This is a genomic window from Leisingera sp. ANG-DT (assembly GCF_000813785.1).
In the GTDB taxonomy this organism is placed as follows: Bacteria; Pseudomonadota; Alphaproteobacteria; order Rhodobacterales; family Rhodobacteraceae; genus Leisingera.
Genome location: NZ_JWLE01000029.1, coordinates 1 through 16545 on the forward strand (window position 1 = coordinate 1; position 16545 = coordinate 16545).

Annotated in this window: 17 protein-coding genes, 1 tRNA gene and 1 pseudogene; 17 read left to right on the forward strand and 2 right to left on the reverse strand. The window is 66.9% G+C overall.

Going from position 1 to position 16545, the window contains the following annotated elements; all coding sequences use genetic code 11:
* From RA21_RS18410 to cobJ, 5 genes are all read left to right on the forward strand, one after another.
* A partial coding sequence (locus RA21_RS18410) for a cobaltochelatase subunit CobN (protein WP_039151656.1) occupies positions 1-1627 on the forward strand: 1627 nt, incomplete at its 5' end.
* Complete coding sequence (gene cobG, locus RA21_RS18415) at positions 1624-2787, forward strand: precorrin-3B synthase (RefSeq protein WP_039151658.1); 1164 nt, start codon at positions 1624-1626, stop codon at positions 2785-2787. The genes RA21_RS18410 and cobG, both read left to right, overlap by 4 nt.
* A 1-nt stretch (position 2788) precedes the next feature.
* A complete protein-coding gene (locus RA21_RS18420) occupies positions 2789-3418 on the forward strand; it encodes a precorrin-8X methylmutase (protein ID WP_039151659.1) in 630 nt (209 codons plus the stop codon).
* Positions 3419-3420: 2 nt separating this feature from the next.
* Complete coding sequence (locus RA21_RS18425; protein WP_039151661.1) at positions 3421-4137, forward strand: precorrin-2 C(20)-methyltransferase; 717 nt, start codon at positions 3421-3423, stop codon at positions 4135-4137.
* The gene (cobJ, locus tag RA21_RS18430; RefSeq protein ID WP_039151663.1) at positions 4134-4898 is read left to right on the forward strand and encodes a precorrin-3B C(17)-methyltransferase; all 765 of its coding nucleotides are present in this window, start codon (positions 4134-4136) and stop codon (positions 4896-4898) included. Before RA21_RS18425 ends, cobJ begins: the two co-directional genes overlap by 4 nt.
* Here the strand turns inward: cobJ and RA21_RS18435 are convergent.
* Positions 4895-5635, reverse strand: coding sequence for a cobalt-precorrin-6A reductase (locus RA21_RS18435; RefSeq protein WP_039151665.1), 741 nt, complete (start codon positions 5633-5635; stop codon positions 4895-4897). The two genes, cobJ and RA21_RS18435, sit on opposite strands and share 4 nt — an antisense overlap.
* On the opposite strand from RA21_RS18435, the gene RA21_RS18440 reads away from it, so the two are divergent.
* The 8 genes and pseudogenes from RA21_RS18440 (at position 5634) to cobF (ending at position 12259) form a co-directional block, all read left to right on the forward strand.
* Complete coding sequence (locus RA21_RS18440; protein ID WP_039151667.1) at positions 5634-6821, forward strand: bifunctional cobalt-precorrin-7 (C(5))-methyltransferase/cobalt-precorrin-6B (C(15))-methyltransferase; 1188 nt, start codon at positions 5634-5636, stop codon at positions 6819-6821. The two genes, RA21_RS18435 and RA21_RS18440, sit on opposite strands and share 2 nt — an antisense overlap.
* Positions 6818-7195, forward strand: coding sequence for a cobalamin biosynthesis protein (locus RA21_RS18445; protein ID WP_039151669.1), 378 nt, complete (start codon positions 6818-6820; stop codon positions 7193-7195). The genes RA21_RS18440 and RA21_RS18445 overlap by 4 nt, the downstream gene beginning before the upstream one ends.
* Positions 7192-7986 carry a precorrin-4 C(11)-methyltransferase gene (cobM, locus tag RA21_RS18450; RefSeq protein WP_039151670.1) on the forward strand — a complete coding sequence of 265 codons (795 nt, stop codon included), beginning with the start codon at positions 7192-7194 and terminating at the stop codon, positions 7984-7986. Before RA21_RS18445 ends, cobM begins: the two co-directional genes overlap by 4 nt.
* A 4-nt stretch (positions 7987-7990) precedes the next feature.
* The gene (locus RA21_RS18455; RefSeq protein ID WP_019298440.1) at positions 7991-9310 is read left to right on the forward strand and encodes a cobyrinate a,c-diamide synthase; all 1320 of its coding nucleotides are present in this window, start codon (positions 7991-7993) and stop codon (positions 9308-9310) included.
* Positions 9307-10041 (forward strand): uroporphyrinogen-III C-methyltransferase, encoded by a 735-nt coding sequence (cobA, locus tag RA21_RS18460; RefSeq protein ID WP_039151673.1) that lies wholly within the window; start codon positions 9307-9309, stop codon positions 10039-10041. The genes RA21_RS18455 and cobA overlap by 4 nt, the downstream gene beginning before the upstream one ends.
* Positions 10042-10172: 131 nt before the next feature.
* A pseudogene (locus RA21_RS18465) lies at positions 10173-10871 on the forward strand (CbtA family protein).
* Positions 10872-10931: 60 nt separating this feature from the next.
* A complete protein-coding gene (locus RA21_RS18470) occupies positions 10932-11432 on the forward strand; it encodes a hypothetical protein (RefSeq protein WP_039151754.1) in 501 nt (166 codons plus the stop codon).
* 74 nt (positions 11433-11506) lie between these two features.
* Positions 11507-12259, forward strand: coding sequence for a precorrin-6A synthase (deacetylating) (gene cobF / locus RA21_RS18475; RefSeq protein ID WP_039151675.1), 753 nt, complete (start codon positions 11507-11509; stop codon positions 12257-12259).
* 47 nt (positions 12260-12306) lie between these two features.
* Here cobF and RA21_RS18480 read toward each other — a convergent pair.
* A tRNA-Ser gene (locus tag RA21_RS18480) sits at positions 12307-12396 on the reverse strand.
* 253 nt (positions 12397-12649) lie between these two features.
* Here RA21_RS18480 and RA21_RS18485 point away from each other — a divergent pair.
* The 4 genes from RA21_RS18485 to RA21_RS18500 are packed head-to-tail and all read left to right on the forward strand — an operon-like array spanning position 12650 to position 16530.
* Positions 12650-13570: an SPOR domain-containing protein gene (locus tag RA21_RS18485; protein ID WP_039151757.1), complete on the forward strand. Its 921-nt coding sequence runs from the start codon at positions 12650-12652 to the stop codon at positions 13568-13570.
* 46 nt (positions 13571-13616) lie between these two features.
* Positions 13617-14768, forward strand: coding sequence for a D-alanyl-D-alanine carboxypeptidase family protein (locus RA21_RS18490; RefSeq protein WP_052257715.1), 1152 nt, complete (start codon positions 13617-13619; stop codon positions 14766-14768).
* A complete protein-coding gene (tmk, locus tag RA21_RS18495; RefSeq protein WP_039151677.1) occupies positions 14765-15415 on the forward strand; it encodes a dTMP kinase in 651 nt (216 codons plus the stop codon). The genes RA21_RS18490 and tmk overlap by 4 nt, the downstream gene beginning before the upstream one ends.
* Complete coding sequence (locus RA21_RS18500) at positions 15412-16530, forward strand: DNA polymerase III subunit delta' (protein WP_039136196.1); 1119 nt, start codon at positions 15412-15414, stop codon at positions 16528-16530. The genes tmk and RA21_RS18500 overlap by 4 nt, the downstream gene beginning before the upstream one ends.
* Positions 16531-16545 lie beyond the last annotated feature (15 nt).

Below are 16545 nucleotides of genomic sequence, written 5' to 3' on the forward strand. Positions count from 1 at the left end.
CGCCCTCTCCGGCGCCTGCTGGCCCGAGGTGCTGACCGGCCCGCTGCCCGTCGCCTACCCGTTCATCGTCAATGACCCGGGCGAGGCCGCCCAGGCCAAGCGCCGCATCGGCGCCGTGACCATCGGCCACTTGCCGCCGCCGCTGGCGCAGACCAACCTGCCCGAGGGCATGGCGCGGCTCGAAAGCCTGCTGGATGAGTATTCCACCGCTGACGGGCTGGACCCGGCGCGGCGCGACCGGCTGATCGATGACATCCGCGCCGAGGCGCAGGGCACCGGGGTTGAGGCGGATCTGGGCCTGACGCCCGACACCTCACCCGCCGAGGCGATCACCCGCATCGACGCCTTTGTCTGCGACATCAAGGAAAGCCAGTACGGCGAGGGGCTGCACATCTTTGGCACCGGCCAATGCGGGGCAGAGGAACGCGCCGGGCTGATCGCCGCGCTGGACGGGAAGATCGTGACCCCCGGCCCCTCCGGTTCCCCCTTTCGCGGCCGCGCCGATGTGATCCCGACCGGGCGCAACCTCTTCACAACCGACCCGCGGGCGGTGCCGTCGCGGGCGGCGCATGCGCAAGGGGTCAAGCTGGCGGAAGAGCTGCTGCGCCGCCACCTTCAGGACCACGGCGATTGGCCCAAGGGGCTGGTGATCGACCTCTGGGGATCCGCCACCATGCGCACCGCAGGTGAGGAGTTCGCGATGGCGCTGCATCTGGCAGGGCTGGCACCCAAGTGGGACGAAGGCTCCGAGCGCGTCTCCGGTTTCGAGGTGCTGCCGCTCTCCATGCTGAACCGCCCGCGCATCGACGTGACCCTGCGGGTGTCCGGCCTGTTCCGCGACGTCTTCCCGGGCCTTGCCCAGATGTTCGAAAGTGCCGCTGCCGCACTGGCGGGCCGCGAGGAAACCCAGGCCGACAACCCCTATCTCACCGAGACCCCGCGCGTCTTCGGCCCCAAACCGGGCCAGTACGGCCTGTCGATGAACCCGCATCTGGATGACTACACCGATGCAGCGCGCCAGGCGGCGGGCGAGGCCTGGCTGAATGCCTCCTCCCATGCGATCGACGCCAAGGGCGCAATCACCGACGCCCGCGAAGCGCTGGAAACCCGCCTGCAGGGCGCCGACAGCTTTGTGCACCTGCAGGACCTGCCGGAAACCGACCTCCTGGTCGCGTCCGACTACGCCGCGCATGAAGCGGGCTTTGCCGCCGCCATGGCACGCATCGGCCAAGCAACACCGGCGCTCTACCACATGGACGCCACACGGCCCGACAAGCCGCAGGCACGTTCCCTGGGCGAGGAAATCGCCCGCGTCACCCGCGCCCGCGCCGCCAATCCGGACTGGGCCACTTCAATGATGAGTCACGGCTTCCGCGGCGCGGCGGAAATCGCCGCGACGCTCGATCACATGGCCGCCTTTGCCCATCTGGCGCAGGTGGTGCAACCGCATCTCTTCGACCTCTATTTTGAGGCCACCCTGGGCCGCGATGATCTGGTGGCGTTCATGGAGCGCGAAAACCCGGAGGCGCTCGCCGCCATGCGCGACCGATTCCGCGCCCTGTTTGATGCAGGCCTCTGGAGCACGCGGCGCAACTCGATCATGGCCGAGCTGGAGGGCGCCGCATGAGTGCCGCTGCCGCCCCCAAGGTCTACGGCTGGTGCCCCGGCGCCCTGCGGCCAATGGTGTCGGGCGACGGGCTGGTGGTGCGGGTGCGCGCGCCAATGGGTAAACTGACCGTTACCCAGGCGCGCGGTGTGGCAAGGCTTTCTGAAGAGTTTGGTAACGGCCTACTGGATATCTCTGCCCGCGCCAACCTGCAGATGCGCGGTATCCGTGAAGAGGCGCATGAGGACCTGATCGAAGCCTTGCGCGGCCTTGGCCTGATCGACCCTGATGCGCAGGCTGAAGCCCGCCGCAATGTCCTGCTCGCGCCGTTCTGGGGTCCCGGCGATGATACCCACGCCATTGCAATAACGCTCAGCGCCGCGCTGACCGCGGCAACAAACCTTACCCTGCCCGGCAAGTTCGGCTTTGCCGTCGACTGCAGCTCGGAACCCGTCCTGCAAGACACCGCTGCCGATATCCGCATCGAACGTTCTGGCAGCACCCTGATCCTGCGCGCTGACGGCGCTGAAATCGGCCTGCCCGTCACACGTGAATCCGCTGTCCCCGAAGCTCTCGCCCTGGCCCGCTGGTTCCTGAAACAGGGCGGCGCGCCCGAGGGACGCGGCCGGATGCACCGTCTCATTGCGCGCCGCGGGCCGCCGGCGGCACATGCCGCACCGGTGGCAAGAACCGCTTTCATCGCAAAGCCGGGCACTGTGTCCGCAGGAACTCTCGCGGCGCTGGAATTCGGCCAGATGCCCGCCGCAACGCTGGCACAGTTGGCAGACCACGGCGAAATCCGCCTCACCCCTTGGCGCGCGCTTCTGGTGGAAGGCGCGGAAAGCCTGCCGCCCCTGCCCGGCCTGATCCTGGATGCAACGGATCCGCGCCTGCAAGTCGTCGCTTGCACCGGGGCGCCCGGCTGCCTGCAGGCGCTGTCTGCAACCCGTGATCTGGCCCGTGACCTAGCGCCGCACGTTCCCTCGGGGACCAAACTTCATATTTCCGGCTGCACCAAAGGCTGTGCCTGCCCGGGAACCGCACCGCTGACCCTGTCCGCCACCGGCGAAAACGAATTCTCCCTGATCCGCAATGGCACTGCCGCGGATCAGCCGCTAAAGACCCGCCTGAGCGCCGACGCGTTGCGCGCCGCTCCCGAACTTCTGAAAGAGGGCAGCTGACATGCTCCACACCTATGAAACCAACGGCGCCGCGATCTACGCCGAAAGCTTTGCCACCATCCGCCGCGAAGCCGATCTGGCGCGCTTCAACAAGGACGAGGAAAGCGTCGTCGTCCGCATGATCCACGCCGCCGGCATGGTGGGGCTGGAGGAGCACGTGCGCTTCTCCGACGGCATGGCTGAAACCGCCCGTGCAGCCCTGGCGAACGGTGCGCCGATCCTCTGCGATGCCTATATGGTGTCCGAAGGCATCACCCGCCCGCGCCTGCCCGCGGACAATGAGGTGATCTGCACCCTGCGCGACCCCAAGGTGCCGGAGATGGCCAAGGAAATGTCCAATACCCGTTCCGCCGCCGCGCTGGAGCTGTGGCGCCCGAAACTGGAAGGCGCCGTCGTGGCCATCGGCAACGCCCCCACCGCGCTGTTCCACCTTCTGAACATGCTGAAGGATCCGGACTGCCCCCGCCCCGCCGCCATCATCGGCTGTCCCGTGGGCTTCGTTGGCGCGATGGAGTCCAAGGACGCACTGATGGAAGACCTCCCCGTTCCGTCGATGATCGTGAAGGGCCGTCTGGGCGGCTCCGCCATCACCGTCGCGGCGGTGAACGCGCTGGCGAGCTGGAAAGAGTAACCATGGGCAAAGTCATCTGCGCAGGGCTTGGCCCCGGTGATCCCGACCTGATGAGCGTCCGCTCGCACCGGCTGATCTCAAACGCCCGCCACATCGCCTACTTCCGCAAGGCCGGCCGCCAGGGCCAGGCCCGCGCCATCGTCGAGGGCATGCTGGCCGAGGGCGTCACCGAACACGCGATGGAATACCCCGTCACCACCGAGATCCATTTCTCCGACCCCGAGTACAACCGGGTGCTGGCGGAATTCTACGACCAATGGGCCGATACGCTTGCGGAGATCGCGCAGGACAAGGACGTGGTGGTTCTCTGCGAAGGCGACCCGTTCCTCTATGGCTCCTACATGCATCTCTACACCCGGCTGCAGGGCCGCGCCGAGCAGGAGATCGTGCCCGGCATCACCGGCATGTCAGGCTGCTGGACCGCCTCCGGCCAGCCGATCACCTGGGGCGACGACGTGCTGACCGTGGCGATGGCGACCCTCAGCGAGGATGAGCTGGCTAAGCGCGCGGCAGAAACCGACGCGCTGGTGGTTATGAAGATCGGCCGCAACCTGCCCAAGCTGCGCCGCGCACTGGAACGGGCTGGCCGTGCCGGTGAAGCCTGGCTGGTCGAACGCGGCACCATGCCCGGCCAGACCGTTCAGAAGCTGTCGGAGATCACAGGCGAGGTGCCCTATTTCTCCATCGTATTGGTTCACGGACAGGGGCGCCGGCCATGAGCAACACAGAAAACGGCTGGGTCGTAATCGCGGGCCTTGGCCCCGGCAACGAGGCACTGGTGACACAGGAAGTGCGCGACGCCATCAGCGAAGCCACCGATATTGTTGGCTACATCCCCTACGTCAACCGGGTTGAGCCGCGCGAGGGGCTGACCCTGCACGCCACCGACAACCGGGTTGAGGTCGACCGCGCCACCCATGCCCTGGAAATGGCCGCCGAGGGCAAACGCGTTGTCGTGGTGTCTTCCGGCGATCCGGGCGTGTTTGCCATGGCCTCCGCCGTGTTCGAGGCGCTGGAGAACAGCGCGGAAAGCCACCCCGAATGGCTGGATCTGGAGATCAAGGTGCTGCCGGGCATCACCGCGATGCTGGCCGCCGCTGCCGCCATCGGCGCGCCTTTGGGGCATGATTTCGCGGCTATCAACCTCAGCGACAACCTGAAGCCCTGGAGCCTCATTGAAAAGCGCCTGCAGCTGGTTGGCGAGGCCGGTCTGGCAATGGCGTTTTACAACCCGCGCTCCAAGTCACGCCCGCATCAGTTTGCCCGGGCGCTGGAGATCCTGCGCGAGGCCTGCGGCGCGGACACGCTGATCACCTTCGCTCGCGACGTGACCAAGCCCGGGCAGGAGTTGCTGACCGTGCCGCTGAAGGAGGCCACGCCCGAGATGGCGGACATGCGCACCGTGGTGATTGTCGGCAACCGCGACACCCGCAGGGTGGGCAATTACGTCTACACCCCCCGCTACGCGGCGGAGGGTTAATCTGCGGCATGCGACAGCCAGGCCATCACCTCTGCCACGCTGCCTTTGATGGGGCGCTCGGGCACCTTGGGTCTGCCGATCATGATGACCGGCAGGCCGAGCGTGCGCGCGGCAGTGAGCTTGGCCGCGGCCCCCGCGCCGCCGGCGTTCTTGGCGACCACATGGGTGATGGCGTGGCACTGCATCAGCGCGGTGTCGCCCGCGACGTCAAACGGCCCGCGGGCAATCTCGACCGTTGTGTGCGGCAACGGCAGGGGCGCTTCGGGTTCGTCCACCAGCCGCAGCAGGTAGTGATGCAGGGGCTTGGCGGCGAATTGGCTGAGGTTCTGCTTGCCGATCGCCAGGAACACCCGCGCGGGGGTGTCAGGCAGAGCACCCACCGCCGCTTCGATGCTGTCCGCGTGAACCCACTGGTCGCCTTCTCCCGCCTGCCAGGCCGGGCGCTCAAAGGCGCAGAGCGGCACGCCCGCCGCAGCGCAGGCCTGCACCGCGTTGGTGCTCATCTGCGCAGCGAAAGGATGGGTGGCATCGACCACATGGGTGATCCCTTCGGCCTGCAGGTAATCCGCCAGCCCGTCCGCGCCGCCAAAGCCGCCAATGCGGGTGGGCAGCGGCTGGCTGACCGGTTTGGCGGTACGGCCCGCGTAGGAGAACACCGCATCCGCGCCTGCTTCGGCCAGGGTTTTGGCGAGCGCCGAGGCCTCGGTGGTGCCGCCCAGAAGAAGGATGCGTGTCATGTCTGATCCATGGCTTACGATAATCGGTCTGGGCGAAAATGGACTGGAAGGCTTGGGCGATGCAAGCCGGAAGGCGCTGGCGGAGGCCGATGTGATTTTCGGCGGCCCGCGGCACCTGGAACTGGCGGGTGCGGGCAGCAAAGGCCAGCCCTGGCCGGTGCCGTTTTCCATTGAACCTGTGCTGGCGATGCGCGGCCGCAAGGTGGCTGTTCTCGCCTCGGGCGATCCGTTCTGGCATGGCGCCGGCGGCTCACTGGCGCGGCATCTGGAGGCGGGCGAGTGGGTCTCTTACCCGGTGCCGTCCACCTTCGCGCTGGCTGCAAACCATCTGTCCTGGAAGCTGGAGGAGGTGCTGTGCCTTGGCCTGCACGCCGCACCCTATGCGCGGCTGCGGTCTCTGCTTGGAAACGGGACGCGCGTGATTTGCACCCTGCGCGACGGCGGCGCACCAGCTGAGCTCGCAGACTGGCTGACCGCAGAGGGCTTCGGCGCCTCAAAACTGACGGTGATGGAGTGCCTGGGCGGGCCGCGCCAGCGGGTGCGTTCCGCCAAGGCCGAAGGGTTTGAATTGCAGAGCATTCAGGCGCCTGTTGCTTTGGCTGTCGAATCTGCAGGCAGCAAGGGCCTGCCGCAGGCGTCCGGGCTGGCGGATGATCTTTTTGCCAGCGACGGGCAGATCACCAAGCGGCCGGTCCGGGCGCTGACCCTGTCGGCGCTGGCACCGCGCGCAAGCGAACTACTGTGGGATATCGGCGGCGGCTCCGGCTCGGTCTCGGTCGAGTGGTGCCTGGCCGCCCCCGGCGCACAGGCCATCACTTTTGAGCCGCGCGAGAGCCGGCTGGAGAACATCCGCGCCAATGCCGCGGCTTTTGGCCTCGACCACCGGATGAAGCCGGTGCTGGGCAAGGCGCCGGAGGTGCTGGACGGCCAGCCCCTGCCTGACTGCGTCTTCATCGGCGGCGGCGGCTCGAAAGAGCTTTTGGACCATTTGTGGAACATCCTGCCCGAGGGCACCCGGCTGGTTGCCAATGGCGTCACACTGGAAACCGAGACCCTGCTGATGCAGGCCCATGCCACGCGCGGCGGGCATCTGCTGAAGGCCGAGATTGCCGAGGCAGGCCCCCTGGGTTCCATGCGCGACTGGCGGCGGGCGCGGCCCGTGATTCAGTGGAGCGCCACGCGATGAAGGTGGCAGGCATCGGGTTTCGCAGTGCCGCCACAGCGGCAGATCTGCAGGCGGCACTGGCATTGACCGGCGCGCAGGTGGATGCGCTGGCCTCTGTCGCGGAGAAGGCCGGGGCGCCCGCCATGCAGGAATTTGCGCGCAGCATCGGCCTGCCGGTGATTTCATTGCAGGAACAAGATATTGCCGGGGAGCAGACCCTCACCTGCTCGCCCCGGATCAAGGCGCGGTTCGGCACCGGGTCGCTGGCGGAAGCCGCGGCGCTGGCGGGCGCGCGCTACGGGGTGCCGGGTGCCAGCGCGCGCCTTCTCGCCCCCAGAGTTGTCACCGCGGATGGGCTTGCCACCGCGGCCATAGCAGAAAGACTTGAGCCATGACCGTTCACTTCATTGGCGCCGGACCGGGCGCTGCCGACCTTCTGACCTTGCGCGGGCGCGACATCATCGCCGCCTGCCCGGTGTGCCTGTACGCCGGTTCGCTGGTGCCGGAGGAAATCCTGAGCCACTGCCCGGCGGACGCGAAGATCGTGAACACCGCAGCGATGGATCTGGATGCCATCGTGGCTGAGATCAAGGCTGCGCATGCGGCAGGCCAGGACGTGGCGCGGCTGCATTCCGGCGACCTGTCGGTCTGGTCCGCCATGGGCGAGCAGATCCGCCGCCTGAAAGCAGAGGGCATCCCGGTGAGCGTCACCCCGGGCGTGCCGTCCTTTGCCGCTGCGGCTGCGGCGCTTGGGACCGAGCTCACCCTCCCCGGCCTCGGCCAGTCGGTGGTGCTGACCCGCACCCCGGGCCGCGCGTCCTCGATGCCTGCAGGCGAGTCGCTGGAGAATTTCGCCCGTACCGGCACCACGCTGGCGATCCACCTGTCGATCGGCAATCTGGACCACGTTGTTGACAGCCTGACGCCGCATTACGGCGCGGACTGCCCGGTCGCCGTGGTCTACCGCGCCAGCTGGCCGGATCAGCAGATCATCCGCGCCACTTTGGATACGCTGAAAGAGTCGCTGGACGAAAAAATCTCCCGCACCGCGCTGATCCTGGTGGGGCCGGTTCTGAAGGGCGAGGGCTTTGAAGAAAGCTGCCTCTATTCCACCGACTACGACCGCCGCTACCGGCCGCAGAGCGCCGACAGCCCGTGGTCGAGCTGGAGCCATGGGGACGACTAAGGCCATGACAAGCATGAACCCTCCCGGACTGATGATCTCGGCGCCGTCCTCAGGCACCGGCAAGACCACCGTGATGCTGGGCCTTTTGCGGGCGCTGGCCGAGGACGGGCTGACCGTGCAGCCCTACAAGAGCGGACCGGACTATATCGACCCGGCATTCCACCTGGCAGCTGCCAAGCGCCCGAGCTTCAACCTGGACACCTGGGCGATGGATGGCGGGCTGCTGGATGCGGTCACTGCCCAATCTGCAGGTGCGGAAATCTGCGTCGGTGAAGGCTCCATGGGGCTTTATGACGGCGTCGCGACCCGTGGGCAGTCGGGCTTTGGCTCCTCCGCCGAGACCGCCAAGCGCATGGGCTGGCCGGTGGTGCTGGTGGTCGATGTGGGCGGTCAGGCGCAGTCCGCTGCGGCCACCGCGCTGGGGTTCAAGAACTACGACCCGGAACTGCCCTTCGCAGGCGTCATCCTGAACCGTGTTGCCAGCCCGCGGCATGAGCGGCTGACGCGTCTGGGGATGGAGAAGGCAGGCATCAAGGTGCTGGGCTCCCTGCCCCGGCGCGGCGACCTGACCCTGCCGGAGCGGCATCTGGGCCTGATCCAGGCGGTGGAGCATCCGGATCTGGAGGCCGCCATCGCGGGCTATGCCGCCTTCCTGCGTGAGCATGTAGACCTGGAGGCAATCAAGGCCGCGGCACTGGCTGGTCAAGCGCCTGCGCCCGCAAACCTGCCCAAACCGCCCGCGCAACGGATTGCGCTGGCCCGGGATGCGGCGTTTTCCTTTACTTACCCGCATCTGCTGACCGGCTGGCGCGCTGCGGGCGCAGAAATCCTGCCGTTCTCGCCGCTCGCTGACGAGGCCCCGGCGGCGGACGCCGATCTGGTCTGGCTGCCCGGCGGCTACCCGGAGCTGCACGGCGGCACACTGGCGGCGGCGGAGACCTTCCGCGCCGGGGTGAGAAAACACGCCGAGACCAAACCGGTGCATGGCGAATGCGGCGGCTATATGGCCCTGGGCGAGGCGCTCATTGACAAGGAAGGCAACCGCCACCAGATGCTGGGCCTTCTGGGCCTCGTGACCTCCTATGAAAAGCGCAAGTTCCACCTCGGCTACCGCCGCGCCATCCTGCAGGCCGGGATGCCGGGCTTTGACGCAGGCACGGCACTGCGCGGGCATGAGTTCCATTACTCCACCATTCTGGAAGAGCCTGACGCGCCGCTGGCAAATGTCATGGACGCCGACGGCGGCCCAGTGCCGGAGACCGGCTCCATCAAGGGCCACGTCACCGGCACCTTCTTCCACCTGATCACGGGAGAACAGGCATGAGCGGTTTTGTGAGCTTCGTCTCTTCCGGCCCCGGCGACCCGGAGCTGCTGACCGTCAAGGCGGTGAAGCGGCTGGAAGCGGCGGATGCGGTGCTGTTCGACGACCTGTCGTCGGGGCCAATCCTGAGCCATGCCCGTGCTGACGCCGATCTGGTTGGGGTGGGCAAACGCGCCGGCCGCCCCTCGCCCAAGCAGGATCACGTCAGCCAGCTCTTGGTCGATTACGCTCAGAGCGGCCTCAATGTGGTGCGGCTGAAATCCGGGGACTCCGGCGTCTTCGGGCGGCTGGAGGAAGAGATGACGGCACTGCGCGAGGCGGGCATCGGGTTTGAGATCGTGCCCGGCGTCACCGCGGCCTCGGCGGCGGCAGCAGCAGCCAACATTCCGCTGACCCGGCGGCTGACGGCGCGGCGGCTTCAGTTCATCACCGGCCATGACGTGACAGGCGGGCTGCCGGACGATCTGAACATGGCAGCGCTGGCCGACCCGCATGCCACCACCGTGGTCTATATGGGCAAACGCACCTTTGCCGACCTGGCAGAGAAGCTGATGGAAGCGGGCCTGCCCGCGGACACCCACGCGCTGGTGGCGCAAGGGGTTTCCACTCCTGAGCAGAAACTGTTCTGCCACACCGTGGGCGAGCTGCCCGTGACACTGCGTGCGATGGAGACCAAGGCGCCGGTGCTGATCCTGTACGGGCCGCTGGCCGATCAGGATCTGCCCGCCGTATGAGCATGCCCACCCTCACCCTGTGCCGCACCTGCCGCGACGCCGACCCTGCCCTGCCCGGTCAGGTCGCCGCAGCGCTGGAGACGCCGCGCATGATGTGCGCCACGCAACTGGCTTCCCCTGCCACTAAGGCCATGTTCAGTCGCATTCTGACCAGCGGCCTGTTCGCTGGCGCTGCAGCAGGGTTGATTACCGCCCTGCTGCAGCTGTATTTCGTGTAGCCCGTGCTGCTCCACGCCGAGTTCTACGAGGGCGGCGAGTTGGTGCATTTCGGCGCTGACCCCGTAACCGCCCATCCCGACCTGCCCGGCATGTTCGCCGAACCGGTGCGCGATGGCCTCAGCATCATCTTCACCATGCTGACCTACACCGGTTATGCGCTGGTGATGGCGGCGCTGATGTCTGTGGCAGAACGCCAGGGCCATGAGATCAACGCACGCACCGGCCTGATGTGGGGCCTGGCGGGTTTCATCACCTTCCACTTCGCCCCCGGCCTGTCGCTGGCGCCTGAGGTGCCGAGTGTTGCTGCTGCTGACGTGGGCGTGCGCCAGGCCTGGTGGACCGTCACCGTGGCCGCGGCCGGCGTTGCCATGTGGCTGATTGCCTTTGGCGGCAACCTGGTCAGCTACTTGGTCGCTGCCCTTTTGCTGATGGCCCCGCATATCGTTGGCGCACCTGAGCCGGAGAGCTTCTCCGGTCCGGTCCCGACCAAAATCGGCGCGCTGTTTGCCGCCCGTACCTTCGGCATCGGCATGGCCGCCTGGGTGCTCTTGGGCAGCTTTTCCGGCTACTTCTGGCAAACAGAAGGCAAGCGCGCGGAAGCCGCAGCCTGATCCCCTGACACCTCCCGCCGGGCCTGCCCAGGCGGGAGCTTTCTTTTCGAGGATGACATGATGTCCCGTTCTCTTGCTCTTTTTGCCATCGGCCTGATCTTTGGCGGCGGCGCCGGCTTTGTGACCGCTGCCGGCAATGGCATCACCTTCGACGGCCATGATCACGGCGACCCGGCGCATCACGGCGGCGGTCATGGTGAAATGGCGGCGCATGACCATTCCCAGACCGTCAGCCTGGCGGCTGGCCCGGATGCGCCCAGCGTCGCCATCCAGCTGCACAAGGACCCGATGGCTGGATGGATCCTGCAGGTCACGCCGCAGAACTTCCGCTTTGCCCCGCAGAACGCCTCTGCCGTGGACGTGGACGGCGAAGGCCACGCGCATGTCTATGTGAACAGCGAGAAACTCGCCCGGCTCTACGCCAGCTGGATGCATATACCTGCCCTGCCCGGCGGGGCTGAGGTCAAGGTCTCGCTCAACACCAACAGCCACAGCGCGCTGCTGGTGGACGGACAGCCGGTGGAAGCGAAGATTACCCTTCCCGCAGGCGAGGGCTCCTGAGCTGTAAATCCCTGCTTGCAAGACAAATGGCACGGCCCCATAGAGGGCCGTGTTTTCATGTGAAAGGCCATGTCATGATTGAGCTTTCCCTGATCGGCATAGGCACCGGAAACCCGCAGCACATGACGCTGCAGGCGATGGACGCGCTGAACGCTCAGGATGTGATCCTGATCCCCAACAAGGGCGCGGGCAAGGACGACCTTGCGGGACTGCGCCGCGAGATCTGCGCGCGCGCAATCCAGGGTGAAGGGCCGAGAATAGTCGAGTTCGCCCTGCCGGTGCGCGACGAGGCCACCAAGAGCTACCGCAAGCGGGTGGACGACTGGCACGACGCCATCGCCGAAATCTGGTGGCAGAACATCACGGCCCATCTGCCGGATGGCGGCAAGGCCGGATTTCTGGTCTGGGGTGACCCGTCGCTTTATGACAGCACCATGCGGATTGCCGAGCGGCTGAAAAGGCTGGCAGAAATCAAACTGACCGTGATCCCCGGCATCACCTCGATCCAGGCGCTGACCGCAGCGCATGCCATCCCGGTTAACGAAATCGGCGCCCCCTTCACCATCACCACCGGGCGGCAGTTGCGCGAGAACGGCTGGCCGGACAGTGCTGATACGCTGGTGATCATGCTGGACGGGGAATGCTCCTTTCAGTCCATCGCGCCGCAGGGCGTGGAAATCTTCTGGACCGCCTATGCCGGGATGGAAAACCAGATTTCCGTTGGAGGCCGGCTGGCAGAGGTTTCAGAGCAGATCATCGCAACCCGCGCCAAGGCACGCGCCGAGCACGGCTGGATCATGGACATCTATCTGCTGCGAAAAAGCTGAAACCGGCCGCTATTGCAGCGGCTCTCATGTTACCGGGCTGGATTGAGTGGCGGGGAGACAGGGATTCGAACCCTGGGAACGCTCTCACGTTCAACGGTTTTCAAGACCGCCGCATTCGACCACTCTGCCACCTCCCCGGTCCGTCAGCGGTTTAGGATGCAACGCCGGGCGAGGCAAGGGGAAATCCGAGGCCCGCAACCAGCCCGCAAGGGAAATTTTTGAACGGCGGCCCGGCGCGCGGAAATATGCCGCCGCTGAGGCTTTCCCTTGTGCTGCGGCCCGGCAGGGTTTTCATGACCGGAAGCGCAGGCTATCATGCCGCCAAATCAAGAAGACCGGGCATTCCGGCAGGGGCGCAGAAGCGCCGCGGGCACAGGCAAGGATGAGAGCATGACAGACACCGTGTCGAGAGCAAAACACGCCCCGCGGATCGCCGCGGCGGCCCTGGGCCTGTTGGTCCTGGCAGCCTGCGAGGACGGGCCGAAGCTGGGGTTCCTGGAGCCCAAACCCAAGGCGGAAGGCGAGGTCAAGGCCTCCAGCAGCACCAAGCTGGTGGAACGCGACGTGGAAGCGCCGGATGTGTTCCAGGTGACCGAAGCGGGCCTGTGGGACGGCCGCCCCTCGATCGGCGGCGTCTGGGTGGCGCATCCCGATACCAAAGACCCGGAACGGGTGATCATCCGCAACAATGCCAATGGCCAGTTCGTGATCGGCGCCCTGTTCCGGCGCGAGCGCGAAATCCCTGGGCCGCGGCTGCAAGTGTCCTCTGATGCCGCCGCAGCACTTGGTGTACTGGCAGGCGCCCCGGTGGAGCTGAACGTGACCGCCCTGCGGCGCGAGGAGGTTGATCCCGATCCGCTGCCGGAAGAGACCGCAACCGGAGATGCCGCCCTGCCGGAAGGTGCGGAAGTGACCGAGGTTGCGCTGGCCGGAAGCGAGATCTCTGAAACCCCGCTGGACCCGATTGCCGGCGCCGCGGCTGCCATTGAAGCCTCGGCACCCTCAGCCGCCTCTGCTGCGGCCCCTGCCCAGGCAGAACCTGCCGCCGCCGCGGCCCCCAAGCGGCAGAAATCCTCGCTGAGCAAGCCGTTCATCCAGATCGGCATTTTCAGTGTCGAGGCCAATGCCAAACGGACCGCCAACATGATGCGCAGCGCCGGCATGGTGCCGGAAGTGCGTGAGCAATCCGCCAGTGGCAAGACCTTCTGGCGGGTGCTGGTCGGCCCGGCACAGAACAAATCCGAACGCAGCCAGCTGCTGCAAAGCGTGAAGGAAACCGGATTCGCGGATGCCTATGCAGTCTCAAACTGATCCCCGCACCGCGCGCCTGGCGCGTGCCCTGAAATCTTCGCTGCGCATGGGCCTGGCTGCCGGGCTGGCGGTCAGCCTGTCGGCGCTGTCCGCCGCCGCCTTTGATACCAAGGCGCGCGCGGCCTATGTGCTGGATGCAGGCACCGACACGGTGCTTTTGTCCAAGAACTCCGACGTGCCGCTGCCGCCGGCCTCGATGTCCAAGCTGATGACGCTTTACGTGGCATTTGAGGCCCTGCGCGACGGGCGGCTGACGCTGGACGAGACCCTGCCGGTCAGCGAGCACGCGATGAGCTACAAGGGCTCGACCATGTTCCTGGACACGCTGGACCGGGTCCGGGTCGAAGACCTGCTGCGCGGCATCATCGTGCTGTCCGGCAACGACGCCTGCGTGGTGATTGCCGAGGCGCTGAGCCCGGATGGAACCGAGGCCGGGTTCGCCCGCTATATGACCAAGCGCGGCCAGGAACTGGGCATGACCGCCTCAACCTTTGCCAACTCCAACGGCTGGCCCGCCGCAGGGCACCGGATGTCGGTGCATGATCTGGCAATCCTGGCCGAGCGGCTGATCGAGGATTTCCCGGAATACTATCCGCTGTTTGCCGAAACCAAGTTCGAATTTGACGGCCGCGCGCCGTCCAATGTCCGCAACCGCAACCCGCTGCTGAAGCTGGGCATCGGCGCTGACGGGCTGAAGACCGGCCACACCGAGGAAGCGGGCTATGGCCTCGTCGGCTCTGCCAAGCAGGGCGACCGGCGGGTGATCTTTGTGGTTTCCGGTCTGGACAGCGAACGCGCCCGGGCAGAGGAGGCAGAAGCCCTCGTTAACTGGTCGTTTCGCCAATTTACCAAGAAAACCGTTGCCAAAGAGGGCATCCCCATCGCCGAAGCCGAGATTTGGCGGGGGGCCGAGCGATCGGTAGGGCTGGTGCCGGCCGAGGATCTGGAAATCCTGCTGCCGTCTTTGGCCGGCGGCACCATCGAGGGCGAAGTTGTTTACAGCGGCCCGATTGAGGCGCCGGTAGCACAAGGCCAGCGGCTGGCCGAACTGGTGCTGCAGCCCGAGGAACTGCCGGAGGTGCGGCTGCCGCTGGTGGCCGAAAGCGATGTGCCGGCAGGCGGATTTGTGGTGCGCGTGAAAACCGCCGCACAGGTGCTGATCAAGCAATTCCTGACCGGTCCCGAGGGGGCGCTGTGACAGCGGACACGGGGCGCGGCGGCCTGTTCATCACCTTCGAAGGCATCGACGGGTCCGGTAAGTCCACCCAATGCCGCCTGCTGGCCGAGGCGCTGCAGGCGGAGGGCCGGGATGTTGTGCTGACGCGAGAACCTGGCGGCTCCCCCGGCGCCGAGGAAATCCGCCGCCTGGTGCTGGAGGGCGATCCTGACCGCTGGTCGGCAGAAACCGAGCTATTGCTGTTCATGGCGGCGCGCCGCGACCATCTGGAGCGCACCATCGAGCCCGCCCTCGCAGCTGGCAAGGTGGTGATCTGCGACCGCTTTGCCGACAGCACAAGGATGTATCAGGGGCTGTCCCGCGGCGATCTGCGTGCAGCGGTGGACCAGATGCACAAGCTGATGATCGGGCGCGAACCGGACCTAACCCTGCTGATTGACATGGACCCCGCCGAAGGCCTGGCCCGCGCCAAAGGGCGGCAGGGCACGGAAGAACGGTTCGAGGATTTCGGCGTCGAGCTGCAGGAGAAGATGCGCGCGGGCTTCCTGGCGCTGGCGCAGGAATTTGCCACCCGCTTCCGGGTGGTCGATGGCGCCCGCCCGGTAGAGGAGGTTGCGGCCGATGTACGCAAGCTGGCGGAAGCTGCCCTGAAGGGAACTGGGGCATGAGCGCTGACGAAGACCTTCCCCGCGCCGACCAGGCCGAGGGCGCACCGCATCCGCGCGAGACCCTGCGGCTGATCGGGCAAGAGGCGGCAGAGCAGGATTTCCTGACCGCCTACACTTCCGACCGCCTGCACCACGGCTGGCTGCTGACCGGCCCGCAGGGGGTGGGCAAGGCAACGCTGGCCTGGCGGATCGCCCGTTTCCTGCTGGCAACGCCGCCGGCCGAGGAGGGCCTGTTCGGCGCCCCGCCCCCGCCGCAGACGCTGGACATTGACGCAGAGCACCCGGTCTCCCACCGCATTCAGGCGCTGGCGGAACCGGGACTGGCGCCGATCACCCGCTCTTACGATGACAAGGGCAAGCTGCGCAGCCAGATCGTGGTGGACGACATCCGCAAGCTCAACCGCTTCTTTGGCCTGTCGGCCACCGACGGCGGGCGGAGGGTGGTGATCGTTGACGCCGCCGACGACATGAATGTCAGCGCCGCCAATGCGCTCTTGAAAATGCTGGAAGAGCCGCCGGCGCGCACCACGATCCTGCTGATCTCGCACCAGCCGTCGCGCCTGTTGCCAACGATCCGCTCGCGCTGCCGCACCCTGCGGCTGGGGCCGCTCAGCGCGCCGGACATGGAGGCGGCGCTGGCGCAATCAGGTGTCGAGCTGCCCCAGAATATGGACAATCTCGCGGCCCTTGCTGGCGGCTCTGTCGGCGCGGCGCTGCGGCTGATCAATCTGGGCGGGCTCAAGATCTATGCCGAACTGGTGCAGATCCTCGATTCCATGCCGCGGCTGGACCGCCAGCGCGCCATGGCGCTGGCCGAGGCCGCCGCCCAGCGCGGTGCGGCTGAGAAATTCGAGCTGCTGTTGTCGCTGACCGAGATGGCGCTGGCCCGGCTGGCGCGCACCGGCGCCACCGGCGCACCGCCAGCGCCGGAAGCGGCACCGCAGGAGGCAGCGATGCTGCAGCGCTTGTCCCCCGATCCGCGCAAAGCGCGCGCCTGGGCCGACCTTGCCGCGGAAGTGACAGCGCGTGCCCGCCACGGGCAAGCGGTGAACCTTGACCCCGCGGCGCTTGTCCTAGATACGGTTTTCAAGATGCAGGAAACCGCGGCGCGCTAGGCATCCGGCGCGGCG